Origin of the sequence: Bilophila sp. 4_1_30 (assembly GCF_000224655.1) — a bacterium.
In the GTDB taxonomy this organism is placed as follows: Bacteria; Desulfobacterota; Desulfovibrionia; order Desulfovibrionales; family Desulfovibrionaceae; genus Bilophila; species Bilophila wadsworthia.
The window spans coordinates 210734-225663 of record NZ_JH114231.1 but is presented as its reverse complement, the minus strand read 5'-3'; the positions used below and the strand labels follow the sequence as shown (position 1 = coordinate 225663).

Genomic DNA, 14930 nt, shown 5'->3' with positions numbered 1-14930 from the left:
AACCGCGGTTGAAACGTTCCGCCACGCTATGGGGTGCCCCATAACCTTCATCAATTTGTTCCAGAGCCGAGCCGACGTACCGCCCGCCACCTGCTCGCGCATTTCTTCCATGTATGCGTCGGTGATCAGCGCGTCGCCGTACAATTCCTAAATAAGCCGGGCTCCCTCTTCCAAAAGCCCCTTGCTCTTATCGCCGGTAAACCGTCTGGCATACTGGTTGACGAACCCCACGGCCTCAGGTGAAGGAATACGGTGGCGGCAACGGATGTTCATGACTCCACGCTGATTCCGATGAGGGTGTCTTCCTTGCTCTCCAACCATCCGGCATCCATGTTTCTCTGGATAGGCATGTTGGCCTGAGAGCCATCCTTGTGCAGGTAGCCCTGTTCCTGTGTCATTCAAAGAAACGGTTCTCCCCGATGTCATAGCCCGTGGCTTGGTTAATGAACTTTGCCATTTCCCCCACGAGGATGCTGATCTTGGCGACCTCGATGGATTCAACAAAAAACACCTTGGGCCTGGCCTCCTTCATCCTCTGCTCCAGCACGAGGGGCTTCCGTTCTTCGAAAAGCCGCTGCTCCTCATTATCCGGCCACGCCCGCGCGGCCTCCGCCGAATTCCTAAAGTTCGGAAGCACCGGGGCACCGCAGCAACCGGTCTTGCGTATGGACGAGATGACCACATACACAGTTCAGCGTTTGACCGCTTGGCCTCCGCCTTACGTGACCGGAGGACGAGGGAATACAGGCTGGGTCCGGAAACGACGGACATTTCCTGTTTGCCGCCGGGGGTGTCGATACTGTCGCCCCCTTCCCGTCGTCACCCAAGGCGGTGATCACATCCCCGGCATTGCCGATGCCAAGGCAGGCGCATACGTCCCGTGCCACAAACCATAGAATACCACCCCTTTCGACGACGCGCACCTGCCTGAATTTGCCGTTCTGAAAAATCTGCAATCCGGTCAAAGGTCGCAACGCCCCCGGCAGGTTCCCCTCCAACGCTCACAGCAACCAGGCGACACAGAAGAAAGATTATGGAGTAGCAATCCGCTGAACAGAAAAATGAAGCCCTCACGCGGAGAGTTGCGGCACTCGAAAAGGAACTTGCTTTGCTGAAAGCCTCGCTTGAAAAAAACGGTGTTCTTAAATCCTGTCTGGAGACTGCGGCCCTTCAGCATCGGGCGAACCGGACAAAAGGTTGAAGGAGCATCACTAAAGGTGGGGCGCTGGTCCCCACCTTAAAGAACACGCCCAGCAGACTATCCTCAATACGATGCTGGAGCTTCACAGTTCTTCCTCGGAATCGTACAGCAGCGTGCCGCCCAAGTTGAAATTGACCTGACATATGTATTTCTTCGGTGTATTCATGCCGAAGCCTCCTTTTCAGGATCGTTTGAAAAAATTCAGGAGCTAAAAAAAGCAAATCAAAGAGTTGAAGAAATGGGAGGGGCATCTGGAAGAACTCGCCGTGCGGGAGAAGGCCTGTCCCATCCCTCAAAGTAAAGAATCCGATTCTTTAATAGGGGGAACGGGGTGAGCTATGGTATAGGTGGGAATTGAATGAATTTCCTCTGCTCCTCCTTTGGAGGGGCTTTTTTTGCGCCAAAATTACCAAATAGAAAATATTTCTTAACTAGATATTTGTGTCTGGGGTTGGGAAAACAGAGATCCCCACGGTGTCCCTGACACGACACCGTCCAATAATCACAGGAAATAACAAAATATTTCAGAGAAAATGAAATGCATGAAATCCTCATGCCATTGAGCACCAGCTGGTGCTCAATGGAAACATGCCCACAAGACCCATCGCAGTCTCCGTGGGCAAGCCCTACCATCAGATCCTGATGCGCGAGATAAATTCCGATGATCTCGACGCAAAGCTCGGAATCGAAACCTTCATGGTCATCATTGACACTACGGGCGACTCCGTCCCACTCAACGTGATGGTGCAGAAGCTCGGCTATAGGCTTGTTCCCGTGGATTGACGAGCCTTGTATGCACGAGGCGGCGCACAACATTCGTCGCCTCAAACCATGCAACGGCCTGATGTACATGAATGTGCGCACCCACGCGCGTCATATGATATTGCGTATATTATTTAAAGCCATTGGATTTTATTGTTCTATTTAGCATATACAAAGGCTCTATACGATCCATATTGTGCTTAATTTAACGTATATACTATAAAACGGGAACCAATTTGTGTATAATCGTTACTCAATTGACCAATTATTTTATTCAATATATATCCACATAAAATTCATAGGGCATTCTTCAAATTTCAAAAATATTTTTAGGGAGTGATCATGAATGAATTTTATCAAATTATTCAAGATTCTGTATCACGGAATCCCATCGGAGCGAAAGCTGTCGCTGTAAAAATCGGCAAACCGTACTCCACTATGATGAGGGAAGTGAACCCCAATGATAAAGGTGCAAAAGTAGGTGCCGATACTCTTATGGATATCGTAAGAGCAACTAAGGACATAAGCCCTCTTGCATTCATGGCGAAAGAGCTCGGGTACAGGCTTGTACCTGTCTCAAAAGATGAAGGAGAGGAAGGTTCGGCTACATTATGATATAACCATACATATTATTAGCATAAAAATATAGCGACAAGCTACCGACAAACGGGTAGCTGTTTTTTTGCAAAGGCGGTTCTCCGGAGCCGTCTTTTTTCATGCCCAAGGCACGGCTCAATGGTGTCAACCTCAACTTTTACAGGCTGACAAGAACTCAAAAAAGAATCAAACTCCCTTTCGGGATTTGAGGTTTCGCGCCCAGCTCGAAAACGACATCGCAAGCGCGACGGGATTCTATCCCGCCCCCTCCCCCCGGCGGCGAAGTCTGCGTGGGCAGATGGCGCGGCATCAGGAGCGGGTTCGTCAGGGAGGCTCCAACCGGTGACAACTTGCCACCGGTTGTCGTTGGCTTTTTTCGTACGATAGTCGTAAAATAAAAAATGAATAATGAATTTCGTATAGTTTGATTTAGAAAAAAACACGAAAATGGTATCCATCTTAGTAGTAGCAATAAGCAGAGCCTACCCCAAAAAAGAGCGAGCTGACAAAAAATAATATGAGACGGCAGGAGACTTCGTGAGATAAAAGATGAGGAAAAAGTAAATACTCATAAAATGTTATGGGTATTCAGGAAGCCTCATGAGATTCAAAAAAACGGAGGCTTGGCAAGCCATTGAACAACGGCTACGCAAGCTCAAAAAAACTCCTACGAACATGAGGAAGAGGAATACTCAAACGATGTCGGGTATGCCGCTAATGCCGCTGAGGATGCATCTGCAGCACACCGTAAGAGCAGGGGAAAAAAGGTTTGATATGCTCCAGCTGACTTTCGGAAGAACAGGGTACACATAGGACACCTCCGGGCCTCCTGCATACCACCTTCTTTTCGTTTTTTGGAAATTGGGAAATAACGAGTTCTGCCCCCGCACATCAGCACACTTCGTTCGTTGAAGCGGCCAACGCGGGCTTTTCCAACACTGTGAAGATCCCAGGCCGCGACAGCCTCAGCCTTGGCGATGTTGAGAGCTTCAACACGGACAAGGAATCTCCTTCTCCCTCAATGCCAGAAGCGAACTTTTCCGACGCGACGGGACGTCCATATACGGGAAACATTGCCGTGGAGTGGAAATTCTAAAAAACCCGGCATGAAAAAGATAAAGTCCCCTTCCTCACGGTTGGGGACTTTTCCTATGACAGACGGAAAAGCTATCACGGGCGCTTCGCCGTAATCCCGCCCGCTCCGCATGTACCCTCAAGAGGCCCAAGGGCGTGGTCTGGGACATGCCTGTCAATGACTCAAGAGCATCCGAAAACGCTCCGGACTTCTCTAAAAACGGAAACATATTCTGCCTCAGCGCTTCCCGCATGGAATGGAGAATTTACGCAGCTTGGCATAGAGCGTCGGGATTTTCATATGCAGCAAGGCCGCTGCTCCGTGTTCGCCGCGCACGCGCCCCCGCGTCATCGCCATGATCTTACGCAGGTACCGTTCTTCCAACTGTTCCAGTGTCGGTGTGTCCGCAAGGATGCCGCCGTCCCCCGCCTGACTGGAGAAAAATGGCTCCGTGTTCGCATGGTCGAAATGAAAATGCAACGACGCGCCCTGCTCGCACAGAATTACCGCCCGCTCGATGATGTTTTTCAATTCGCGCACGTTTCCCGGCCAGGAATAGTCCACTAACGCCTGTTTCTGCTCCGGCGACAGAGGAAAAATCGTTTTACCGTAACGCTGGCTGGAATGACGAATGAAAGCGTCGACAAGCGGCAAAATATCCTGCTTTCGTTCGCGCAGGGGCGGCAACAGCAACGGGACGACGGATATGCGGTACAGGAGATCCTGACGGAAACGCTTCTCACGGACTTCTTTCCATAAGTCTCGGTTGGTCGCGGCGATAAGCCGGAACCGGGACTTGATTTCCGCCGTTCCGCCGACGCGCATGAACCGCTGTTCCTGAAGCACCCGAAGGAGCTTTGTCTGGATGAGCGGCGACATTTCCCCTATTTCGTCGATAAACAGCGTCCCCTGATCTGCCATCTCGAACAAGCCGATTTTTTGATTAGACGCTCCGGTAAACGCGCCCCGCTCGTGTCCGAAAAATTCGCTTTCAAAGAGCGATTCAACCATGCTCGCGGGGTGGACGGCTATGAACGGCCCCTGACGCCCACTGAGGCGGTGGATATGCCGGGCCATGATCTCCTTGCCGACTCCGGTTTCTCCCCAGAGCAGGACGGGGACATCCGTTACGGCGGCATATTTAGCTTCACTGAGAAGGGTGTTCAGCCCGGCCCCCAGCACCAAACACTCGCCCCTGTCCTCCTGCAAAAAGATGCTGCGCAGTTTATTCTGCTGCAATTCGTTTTCACGTTCCTTCAATCGCCGCACGAAGAGGGCCGAACGCAGTTCCGCAGTGAAAAGGCGGGCTGCGCACCGCAGTTCAAACAAGGAAAATTCGTCGGCCGGCAAAACGGAATAGGTGCTGCTCAAATAGAGAAGCCACGGAGGTTCCGTTCCGATGTCGATGCTGAGGCAAAAGCCGTATTGCTTATGGAAGTGCACCGGCGTCGTGGCGGAACGTTGCTGCGCGACTTGCACAAGCCATTGCATACAAGGCCGCATGTGCTCGCTTTTCAATTCAAGAGCAGACAGGTTGACGGCCTGGACAAACTGTAAAGGATTGTCCTCATCGACCATGCGGAAAAACGCGGCCCGTTCCACCCGGAAGCCGTCAATGGAGGCCCTGAGAAGCAGATGAAGCCTTTCCTCAAAGATTTCTCGCTGCGGCGCGGTGTTCAGCGCCTTATGGCACCGTTCGATGATGTATTTCTCTTCGGATTCGGCATCGGGAAGGGAGTATGTAAACAGGCTAAACGCAGCCGGAGGCACGTTCAGGCAGGCGAGTGAGGCTTGATGGTAGGACGTTGAAGCATCAAGAGGCTTCCCGGTGGCTTTGCAGACGATGTTGCGGAGCGATCGGGCCTCTTCCATGCTGCCGCACAGTTCGCAGGTATTGGCCAGCTCGTGCGCGGTGAGGGTCAGTTCATGCATATCCCGCGTCGTGAGGATAAGCTCGAAACTTTGGCGCAACAGCTCAAGCTGCTTCTGTGGCTCCTCTCCCCTATCGCGCAGCAGCAGTGCCTGAACACGCATGGCGGAGCCCTTGAGATGAACATTAGCCCCTAGGAGCAGGTGGCCCAACGTAGGCTCCAGCTCATAGTGCGGGATGGGCGCGTAGCCGTTGTGCGCAAACACATAGAGCATGTCGAGGACTAGCGGATCCTTGAAGGTCGCGGGCCTGATGTCATGGGTGATCGCCCTGCGGGTTTCATCATTCAGGACGGCATAGGCGCGCTCGATGTCGCCCGCCAAAAAATGGTACAACGCATGTGCCCGCGTCGTCAGCGAGTTAACCACGGTATGCTGCGTATATAGCGGGGAAACGCGAAGCCGATTGATAAACTCCAGCGCCTTGCCGCTATCCCCTTTACGCAGCAGCAGGAAACACGTGTTGACTTCATACAGGGTCGCCGAAAGGATATCGTCGGTCAACGTCGCCGTGCGCCGAAGAAACTCGATGCAGCCAAGCGCAAAATGGAATTGCTGCAGATACCCTGCGGAAAAGAGCGTACAGACCGCCAGTGTATCGTAGAACCTTTTGTAATACCAAGGTGTTTCTTCGGAGCAACGGTTGAACCAATCGATGTTTTTCTTGAGATCCCCGCACAGATAGGCGAGCAACCCCTCAAACAGAGGAAGCACTTCCTGCGTGTCGCCGTCAAAATAGCTCCTGACCCGGCACAGGGCCTGCTGGAGATTCTGGGTAAGGCGCGTGGTGTTGCTTCCGATAAAGACATGCAGATACATGCGCGACAGCATCAGAAGCGCTAAAAACCGCTTGTTACCGTTTTTTCGGGCAAGGCCGTAGGCGAGAGCTGAAAGACGCAGTATTTTTTTGAGCAGTTCCGTGGAATTGAAGCTGAGCCCCTGTACCGCAAAGACAAGATTCAGGAACTTGCCGTCCAGGCCCGCCGTGCTGCCGTTGCGCCGTCCCCAGCGCAGGAGGAAAAGGACAGCCAGTTCGAGCAAGGGGAGAATGTTCCTGTCCCGTTCGGCGCATTGGCTGATCCGGCTCAGGACGGTTTCACAGTCGTTGAGGCTGGCTTGTTCATGGAGACAGATAAGGGCATATGCCTTTTCGTCGGGCCGAAAAAAATCCTTCAGCAAAGGAAGCTGGGAGCGTATGAATGCAGCGGTTTCATCGCCCGCCTTCCACGCGGTTCCGTGCGGCGAAGAAACGCGTTCCGCCAAGCCAAGACGCTCCAGCTCGCGCCACCGCTCATCGGATGCGGGCAGCACATTCCCCGTGAGCAGTGCGAGCTCTTCAATGAAGAGAGAACGCTCGGCAAGATGCAACGCCAAAACATGGGCTATCTGCTGTGAGGTCAACACGGATTTCCCCTTCATAACAGATAAGGATGGGGCCTGTTTTACTCAAGGCAAAAACGATATGTCATTCAGTGTACCTTGGCAACAAGCGTTCCGGACTCCGGATGAACGAAACGGAAACGAGGTGCGATAAAGACATTCCAGAGGAGTACGGTACGCCAAGAGGGAAAAACTGTCATTTTTGCATTGCACCACACGAAGTTGTGCTTCTCCATCACTATTCGATTATGCCTTTGTCGATACGTATCGGACGCGCCGCGCTTCTCCGGAGCACCTCTTGCCCATTGTATATGTTCCCCTTGCCGCCAAAGTGGGGGGACGGCAAAGGGAACATGAGGGGGTATGGAGCAAGGTGCCAAGGTGCCGAGGATACGGTTAGGCTTCCATGTCGCGGGCCCTGTTGTAATCCTTAACGTAGGTGAATCCCGCAACCAGCATGATCAAGCCGCCGATGACGAACACCAGCTGCATGTAGACAAGCGCCAGCTGAAGCCCGAGCGCATCGGAAAGCGCCCCGGCGAGCATGGGCCCGAAAAAGCCCAATCCTTGAAGCAGGGTCACATATGTCCCGTACGCAGTGGCCTTGTAGCGGGTGGGAACCAGTTCCTGCGTGGCGATGTGCACGCCGGTCACGGGGATGATGAACAGAAACATTCCGATCGCGCAGCAGGCGGCAATCTGATAGTAGAAGCCCGCCGCAAACACCGCAGCCAGAATGAGGAAACAGGGCACGCCGAGCCACGCCCGCGTGCGGCGGCTCCACAGGCCGAGGCGGTCTGAAAGCCAGCCGGAGAAGGGCGTGATCAAAAGGCCGGTAATCAGGTAGGCCGGCCCCATGTAGGCGCCCACTTCCGTGGACGTCCAGCCCATGATGCGGACCATGAACATGGGAATCCAGGAAATCATGCTGGTATAGCCCATGTTGGCGATGCCGACGCCGATGCCGAGCAATATCAGCGTCTTGTTCTGGAGCGTGAAAGCAAAGGCCTCCCGGACCTTCACATGCTCCCGTTTGCCGTCGGCGCTCGCCGCCGAAACGTGATTCTTGACGTTGGGCAGGAACAGGGACAGCGCGGTGAACAGCAGCGTCAGGCCCCCGACGGCAAGGAACGCGGAACGCCAGCCGTAATGCTGCGCCAGAACCCCGGCGATCGTGGTGCCGAGAGCCAGCCCCACGGACATGGCGGAGTTATAGGCCCCGATGACCGAACCCCATCTAGAGCGGCGGGTCCAACTGGTCAGCATGGATACGGAAACGGGCGCGTAGCTGGCGTTGCCTATGCCGACCATGAAGCGCCCGAGCACTATCAGGAAAAGGTGTGAGACGAGACCGCACAGCGTGCAGCCCACGCCCCAAACGGCGGACATGAGATTCACGGCGTGCTTTTTCGAGCCCTTGTCCGCCAAAAAGGAGAAGGGGAGCACAAACACGGTCATGCCTAGCAATACGGCGGAACCGGCGACACCGACCTGCGAGTCAGAAAGTCCGAGATCCTTCTGCATAGCGGGGAAAACTGCGGTAATCCCCAGTCTCGCGGCGAAATCCAACAGGAAAAGCATGTAGAGCACACCAAAGCCGAAAAGGAACCATTTTTTCCCGACGGGAGACGTCGGATCATCGGAAGCGGCCAGCCCCTTTTCCGCAGAGGCGCCGGGCTGCCGGGCGGATGCGACGACGGATTCGGTTTGGCTTTTCATTTCTTCTTCACGGTCAAGAACAATTGAAGGCATGGGCATTCTCCGACGCGGGTACATAACCCGTTTGAAGTATGAGCGGAAGTTCTTTCCGGATGCTTTGCGGATGTCTGCGGAAGGGCTAAGCCTGATACACGATGCGTCCGCCACAGAGCGTCATGCGAACCTTCACCTGATTGATGGTCAAAGGATCGATGGCTTCAAGGTCGTCGGATAGCAGCACGAAGTCGGCCAGCCGTCCCGGCTCGATACGCCCGCGATCGTGCTCGCCCATACAGAACAGGGAGGCATAAACGGTGTAGGCCTTGATCGCTTCCCGGGGACTGATGCGCTGTTCCGCCCCCATGAGGCGACCGCTCGGGGAAATGCGGTTGACGGCGGCATGGATGGAATCAAGCGCCGTGACCGGCAGCACCGGGGTGTCCACGTGGAGAGCGAAGGGAAGGCCAATCCTGACGGCGGAACCAGCGGGATCGAGCCTGTTGGCGCGGCTGGGGCCAAGATAGGTGTCGTAGTGCCCGTCGCCCCACACTTCGATATGCCGGACAAAAAAAGTGGGGAGCGCATGGCAGGCCTTCATACGGCGGAGCTGTCCGTCCGAGGCCATCTGCGCATGAACAAAAATGTGATGCAAATCAGGGCGGGGCAAGGTCCGCTGCGCCCGCTCATAGGCTTGCAGGGTGGCTTCGATGGCGGCATCACCGTTGGTGTGGACGGCTATCTGAATGCCCGCGGCATGATAGTGCATGACAAGGTTGCTGAGCTCTTCAGGCGTACAGACCAACTCGCTGCGGTAACCGGGGCGGGAGTGGTAATCTTCAAGCAATGCTCCGGTGTAGCCTTGGATGGAACCGTCCGTAAAATACTTGACGCCGCCGAAACTCAGATACTCGGAAGGAAAACCCCACAGGCCGTAAGGCTCCAGCGCATCCAATACCGGGGGCATAAACTGTAGGTAGCCACGGGCATCAAGCGTCTTGTCCCTTGCAAGACTCAAGTACGCCGCCATGTCCGTCTTGTAGGAACCGGAAAGCCCGATCCCGCCGTCCATGAAGGTCGTGAACCCTTGCGCGTTGTAGTCGCGGACAGCCCGCAGCATATTCTTCCGGGTTTCTTCAAATGACGTCGCCGGAAGTTTGGCAATCGCCTGATAAGAAGCGTTTTCTTCCAGAATTCCGTTGGGCCTGCCGTCGGCCCCAAGACAGACCGTCCCCCCGGCGACCCGCGTTTCCGCTGTGTAGCCGAGCTTTTCGATAGCCAACGAATTCAAATAGCAAAAATGGACGGAAAGATGTTTAACGAGAATCGGGCGTTCCGTGGATACGGCGTCCAGATCTTCACGGGTCAGATGACGTTTTTCGTCAATGCCCGTATCGTCGTATGCATAGCCGACAAGCCAGCGATCATGAGGCGTATTCCCAGCGGCTTCACGTAACACGTCGAGAACACGCGAAACAGTGCCCAGTCGGGAGCCACAATAGACCTGACTGAACGTATCCGCATACATGGACAGATGGCTATGCGTATCGATGAAGCCGGGATACAGCACGCCTCCGCCTAGATCGATTTTCTCGTATTCGCCACAGAGAGCCGCATAGCGCTCCATGTCTTCCAAACTTCCCATGGAATGTATGCGCTCTCCAATAACGCAGACAGCTTCTACAATCGGCATGGGATCATACAGGGTGACGATTTTCGCACCGGTGTACAACTTCAATTTTTCTGTGCAAAACACGTGTCATCTCCTTGGAGTAGGTCACTGAGGCCTGCCGCAACAACGTTTTCTCAGACAGTTAGGCAAGATGTTTGCCCCACAAGAAAGCGCGGGCCATTGCCAGCCTTGCCTCTGCAGAGATAAGCAAGAGCAATGCCAAGGATTTTGTGTTTTTAACACACTGTAATCATAGTCTTTTAAATACTGTACGTTTCCGTTCCCCCTCTTCGTCCAAAATACTATACATATTCTGTATCGTTTTTTTACCAATTATAGGATATTAAACAAATGCACGCTCTCCGGCGCGCGTAGCCGTTCGCGTTCATCCGCCCTATGGCATGGCGGCGGCCCTTGCCGGGAAAATGAACATCGGCGAAGTCGAAGCCGCCACCCTGCCGGACGGCGGGAAGGCCATAGTCAGCAATATCCCCTCCAACGTGACCGTGGCCTTCGATGTTTACCCGGAGGGAGTCGTCTCACATTCACAGGAAGTCCTGGATACCGAAACCGGAAAGATCGTCTCCACCCTGCACGCCTCCCGTGTAGGAGGATTCTCATGGGCCTGCCCCTGGGTCGACGGAGGCAGGGGGAAGCCAACCAGACTTTCCGGCTTTTCGGGATTCGACTATGTGCTCAACCCGGGGTTCAGCTCGAACCGGGGCTACATCCTTGAAGGCGCCGCAGACACGGCCAGACAGGGGCAGATGATCCTCGAATGCCTCGCGGCCACCGTAAAGGATGACAGAAAGGCCGAAGAATACCTCGCGGGATGGAAACTGGACACGCAGGCGCGTCTCGCGGCGCTGGAAGACGCCATTTTCGAGTCCACCGCCCGACAAGCCGAATTGACGGAACGGCTGCGCCGAAGCGAAGAAACCGCTTCCACGTCAAAGGCCCAATGCGAGTCCGCCATTCTGGAAGCCGCAGCGCAGAAGGAACGGCTTGAAGGGTTGATCGACGCGCTCGCCTCCTCTTTCCCTGCTTCATCCCGGAAGATGTGCAGCACCAGATGATGGAGGGGGACTTTTTCCGCGCCAAAATGATTTTCGAGCAGGCGTCCCGCGTGGACTTCTCGCAATATCCCATTGAGGAGCACAAACCCAAAACAATTTCTCCGGGTTCTCAGACGCAGGAACCTCCACTCTACGGATCAGGAGCTTTTGGGTTCATGATCGACATATGAAAAAAGTCCTCGCCACACGTTTGGGCGGGGACTTTTTTCAGCCGAGCATGTCCAGGAGCCATTCCCTTCCGAGCTGCGTCCATCGGCGGTGGTACACGATCTTGTCGTTTTCGAGGGTTTCCTGCTTGATGTGGACATAGCCATGCTCGGCATACTCGGCGTACAGGACATAGGTTCCGTTCTGCTTGAACTGGACACGCCGCTCGCACAGCAAGCGGTTCAGGGCCACGGCACTGCGCATCCCAAGCTCTTTGGCGATCTCCGTTGTCGTATACGTTTTTCGGACATGGGAAAGGATGGCCACACGAGCCTCAGCCTGCACGCGGGCCTCGCGCTCTTCCTTCAACTGGGTCGCCAGCCTGATCAACACATCCGGGTTGAGCAAGGCTTCTTCCAGCTTTTTGGGCGTGAGGTAGCCGCCGTGCTTACGGATGGCGGGAAGCACTTCTTCCACAACCCAGTCTTGGAACCGTTCTGCGCCGGGCAGATTTGAGCGTATGACGAGGCGGTACACATCAGATTCAGGGATAATATTGTAGGACATGGCCCCCTGCGGTGAATTGCCTTAGCTGAATTTATTTATCTTTTTGCAGTGTGCGTTCACTGCATCGTTGGGGCGCTCATATCCCAACGCCTTTGCCACGTCACTCCCCACAAACCATGGCGCACCGTTGTGTTCCACAGCCCGAACTTTCCCGAATTCCTTGTTCTCAAAAATCTGAGGCAACTCCATGTACGAAACTCCTTTTGCAAAAGTTCCGTCCACACTATTGGCCTCCCCGTAGGGGCGCACGGAAAAGCCGTCCAGATATGCCGTATTTACGGGAAAATGATTTCATTTTTCCCAAAAGGTTCACAAATAAAAAAGTCCTCCCCTGCCATTTTTAGCAGAGGAAGACTTTTTTAATTCTTTTTATGCGCTATTCACCAAGCAATGCCCAGTAGGGGGCAAAACTCTTTTGGGCCAATTCAGCGATTTGCATCACGAAGGGGAGATAATCCCCCTGCGTGACGGCGATATCCAAATTTCGGTAATAGTCCGGGCGCGCATCCACGGGGACTATCACCGTGGGGAAGCCCGCCCGCATGAGCTCGAAGTTCATGATGAGCCGGGCCGTTCTGCCATTCCCATCCTTGAAGGGATGGATGTTCACGAAATCCGCATGAACCCGGGCCGCAAATTCCACAGGATGCATCCTATCCCGAGCGGCACCGTACCACTGAAAAAAGGCATCCATCCTTTCAGGCACACGCTCCGCCGGAGGCGGGATATGACCCGCGCCGGATATAAGCACATTCATCCTGCGGTATGTCCCGGCATTGGCTCCGTCGATGTTACGCAGGATCAGATTGTGGATCTCCTTCAGCGTCCTCTCAGTCAGCGCCTCGTCTCTCTGGACAAGTGCCTCTAGGTAGTCGATGGCATGGATATGCCCTACCGCTTCAAGATGCTCTCTGAGGCTCTTTCCACCGATGGTGATGCCGTCCTCCAGCACAGCCTTGGTTTCGCTCATGGTGAGCGTGTTCCCTTCGATGGCATTGGAGTGGTAGGTGAAGCGCACGCGCATGTCCTCCCGGATCTGGGAAACGACATCCGGGGGCAGCGGGCAGTGGGCATCGAGGCGCGCCTTGAGCGCATCCAGGGAGGCAAACAGTTCGGCTTTGCTCTTCATAAGTTTCTCGTGTACACGTTGTGTCCCCACTGTGGCGCAAAGTCTTGAGCGAGGCAAGGAGCCCATGAGGTAAAAATGAAAATCTCATCCAAAGGGTACAGATTGGGGGTACAGATTGCATCTGTACCCCCAATTCCGGCATGAAAAAAGGGTTACGATTTCATCGTAACCCCTTGATTTCATGGCGGAGAGGGAGGGATTGAAAATTTACTCGCAACAGGTTGATACTTCTCTATAAATTTTTTTCATTTTTTTGAGATACCCTCAAAAGTACCCCAAAAAGTTTAATGCTCCATCCGCCACATGTACTTTCTCCGCAAGCACATTGACGAGGCATCTATATATCAGGATCGCCAGTCGCAAGTAAAGGCCGGGGGCTGCAAGAGACCCCGGCCCGCCCCTACCCCCACACGCTCTGGAACGCCTCGCCCTTCTGCCGGGCCTTTGGCGTCAGGCGTGCCTGCCTTCTGCGCTGCGTCACCCGCTTCTGGACATCCTTCATCAGGATACGCATGTGCGGCTTCCCTTCCTTTTCCATCTTCGCGTTCCAGTCCTTCAGCACCTTCCGGGCCCGCACCATTTCCGCGCTGTCTCCAGCGTCCAGCGCCTTGACCATGATGGTGGCCACCTCGTCGGCCTTGTCAGCGCGCACGCTGTCGGAATGTCTCGATGCGGCGTAGGCGTCGTAGCTTCTGGTTGCGGAAACCGGCTGGAAGCCGAGCAGCTTGCCCAATGCCTCGCCGGATGACAGCCTGCGCGCCCCTCGCTCTCCCGGATCGTTGATGTCCCGTCCCTTTAAGGTCTTCTGACCTTCCGTGGCAAGACGCCATGCCTTCATGCCGTTGCTGACGGCAGTGGGCACAACTTCCTCCACGGCCCGCCAGTAATTGTCCGCGCGCATGGCCTCCATGACCTTGGAAGGCCGCTCCACGAACATGTCCCACGGGATGCCGATGATGTCGCCGATCCCTTCCGTCAGCACTTCCTTGGGCGTGCCGCCCTTCTGCATCCCCCCAGTCAGAGCAAGCTCCATCTTTAAGGAACCGCCCAGATTGACGCCAGCCCCGGCGGGAAGGCCGTAACACACGATGTCCCGCAACATTGTGTTCTGAGGAAGCTGCTTACGGATGGCCTCCGTCCAGTCGTCGTCATCCCCCGTAGCAGCTTGGAACAAGGCCATGAGCGTTGCGTAGAACGGCAGGGAAACAAGGCCGCCCAGTGCAGCGGTAGCCCCCAACCCCTTGGCAACCATGATCGCTCCTTCCTTGCCCTGCGTCCTGAGCGCCCAAGACCACAATCCAAGCAGGTTGGCGGTGAAGGTCTTGAACGTGAACGCCGCGCCGAGCCCACGCCCGGCCGTGGAGGAGCGGAGCAGTTCCGGGGCATTCGTCTTGCCGTAGACAAAATGGGAATCGCGCACAATCTCTTCGGCAAAGGCCTTGGCCTGTTCATAGGTGGCCTTTTCTCCCTCCACTCCATACCGCTTCCGCGCCGCCGCCTTCATTTTCCGTCGCGGGCCGCACGGAACGCCGCCAGAGCGAGGGACCCGCGGTTGAAACGTTCCGCCACGCTCATGGGGTAGCCCATGACCTTCATCAACTTGTTCCAGAGCCGGGTTGACGGCCCGCCCGTCACTTGCCCGCGTACCTCCTCCATGTATGCGTCGGTGATCAGAGCGTCGCCGTACAGATCCTGAATGA

At 54.9% G+C, this 14930-nt stretch carries 13 protein-coding genes and 1 pseudogene; 3 read left to right on the top strand and 11 right to left on the bottom strand.

Translation table 11 applies throughout. The features are described from left to right. Window positions 1–147 precede the first annotated feature (147 nt). The 3 genes from HMPREF0178_RS22755 to HMPREF0178_RS21345 are packed head-to-tail and all read right to left on the bottom strand — an operon-like array spanning window position 148 to window position 532. Window positions 148–273 (bottom strand): hypothetical protein, encoded by a 126-nt coding sequence (locus HMPREF0178_RS22755; protein ID WP_009368064.1) that lies wholly within the window; start codon window positions 271–273, stop codon window positions 148–150. Next, a complete protein-coding gene (locus tag HMPREF0178_RS22295) occupies window positions 270–398 on the bottom strand; it encodes a phage antirepressor KilAC domain-containing protein (RefSeq protein WP_009368063.1) in 129 nt (42 codons plus the stop codon). The genes HMPREF0178_RS22755 and HMPREF0178_RS22295 overlap by 4 nt, the downstream gene beginning before the upstream one ends. Beyond that, window positions 395–532: a hypothetical protein gene (locus tag HMPREF0178_RS21345; protein WP_157134858.1), complete on the bottom strand. Its 138-nt coding sequence runs from the start codon at window positions 530–532 to the stop codon at window positions 395–397. The genes HMPREF0178_RS22295 and HMPREF0178_RS21345 overlap by 4 nt, the downstream gene beginning before the upstream one ends. Before the next feature lie 1257 nt (window positions 533–1789). On the opposite strand from HMPREF0178_RS21345, the gene HMPREF0178_RS01110 reads away from it, so the two are divergent. Together HMPREF0178_RS01110 and HMPREF0178_RS01105 are read left to right on the top strand one after the other, a co-directional pair. Beyond that, the gene (locus tag HMPREF0178_RS01110) at window positions 1790–1984 is read left to right on the top strand and encodes a hypothetical protein (RefSeq protein WP_009368061.1); all 195 of its coding nucleotides are present in this window, start codon (window positions 1790–1792) and stop codon (window positions 1982–1984) included. Between the two features lie 321 nt (window positions 1985–2305). After that, complete coding sequence (locus tag HMPREF0178_RS01105; RefSeq protein WP_009368060.1) at window positions 2306–2578, top strand: phage regulatory CII family protein; 273 nt, start codon at window positions 2306–2308, stop codon at window positions 2576–2578. Window positions 2579–3872: 1294 nt separating this feature from the next. On the opposite strand, the gene HMPREF0178_RS01095 is transcribed toward HMPREF0178_RS01105, so the two are convergent. The 3 genes from HMPREF0178_RS01095 to HMPREF0178_RS01085 form a co-directional block, all read right to left on the bottom strand. Continuing rightward, window positions 3873–6968 (bottom strand): sigma-54-dependent Fis family transcriptional regulator, encoded by a 3096-nt coding sequence (locus HMPREF0178_RS01095; protein ID WP_232281158.1) that lies wholly within the window; start codon window positions 6966–6968, stop codon window positions 3873–3875. 372 nt (window positions 6969–7340) lie between these two features. Continuing rightward, window positions 7341–8696 (bottom strand): MFS transporter, encoded by a 1356-nt coding sequence (locus tag HMPREF0178_RS01090; protein WP_009368058.1) that lies wholly within the window; start codon window positions 8694–8696, stop codon window positions 7341–7343. Window positions 8697–8781: 85 nt separating this feature from the next. Further along, window positions 8782–10395 carry an amidohydrolase gene (locus HMPREF0178_RS01085; protein ID WP_009368057.1) on the bottom strand — a complete coding sequence of 538 codons (1614 nt, stop codon included), beginning with the start codon at window positions 10393–10395 and terminating at the stop codon, window positions 8782–8784. Between the two features lie 341 nt (window positions 10396–10736). Here HMPREF0178_RS01085 and HMPREF0178_RS01080 point away from each other — a divergent pair, with 341 nt between their 5' ends. Further along, entirely contained in the window at window positions 10737–11387 is a 651-nt protein-coding gene (locus HMPREF0178_RS01080; RefSeq protein ID WP_157134856.1) for a hypothetical protein, read from the top strand. A 207-nt stretch (window positions 11388–11594) separates the two neighbouring features. Here the strand turns inward: HMPREF0178_RS01080 and HMPREF0178_RS22290 are convergent, their stop codons facing one another. From HMPREF0178_RS22290 to HMPREF0178_RS01060, 5 genes and pseudogenes are all read right to left on the bottom strand, one after another. Beyond that, window positions 11595–11861: a phage antirepressor KilAC domain-containing protein gene (locus HMPREF0178_RS22290; RefSeq protein WP_255344662.1), complete on the bottom strand. Its 267-nt coding sequence runs from the start codon at window positions 11859–11861 to the stop codon at window positions 11595–11597. 192 nt (window positions 11862–12053) lie between these two features. Next, window positions 12054–12290, bottom strand: a pseudogene (locus HMPREF0178_RS20750) (Bro-N domain-containing protein); the annotation flags it as partial. A 187-nt stretch (window positions 12291–12477) separates the two neighbouring features. Then, window positions 12478–13230, bottom strand: coding sequence for a Fic family protein (locus HMPREF0178_RS01070; protein WP_009368052.1), 753 nt, complete (start codon window positions 13228–13230; stop codon window positions 12478–12480). 400 nt (window positions 13231–13630) lie between these two features. Beyond that, window positions 13631–14704 carry a PLxRFG domain-containing protein gene (locus HMPREF0178_RS01065; RefSeq protein WP_157134855.1) on the bottom strand — a complete coding sequence of 358 codons (1074 nt, stop codon included), beginning with the start codon at window positions 14702–14704 and terminating at the stop codon, window positions 13631–13633. Between the two features lie 26 nt (window positions 14705–14730). Continuing rightward, window positions 14731–14930, bottom strand: a 200-nt coding sequence (locus HMPREF0178_RS01060) for a hypothetical protein (protein WP_039958424.1), incomplete at its 5' end; no start/stop codon positions are given.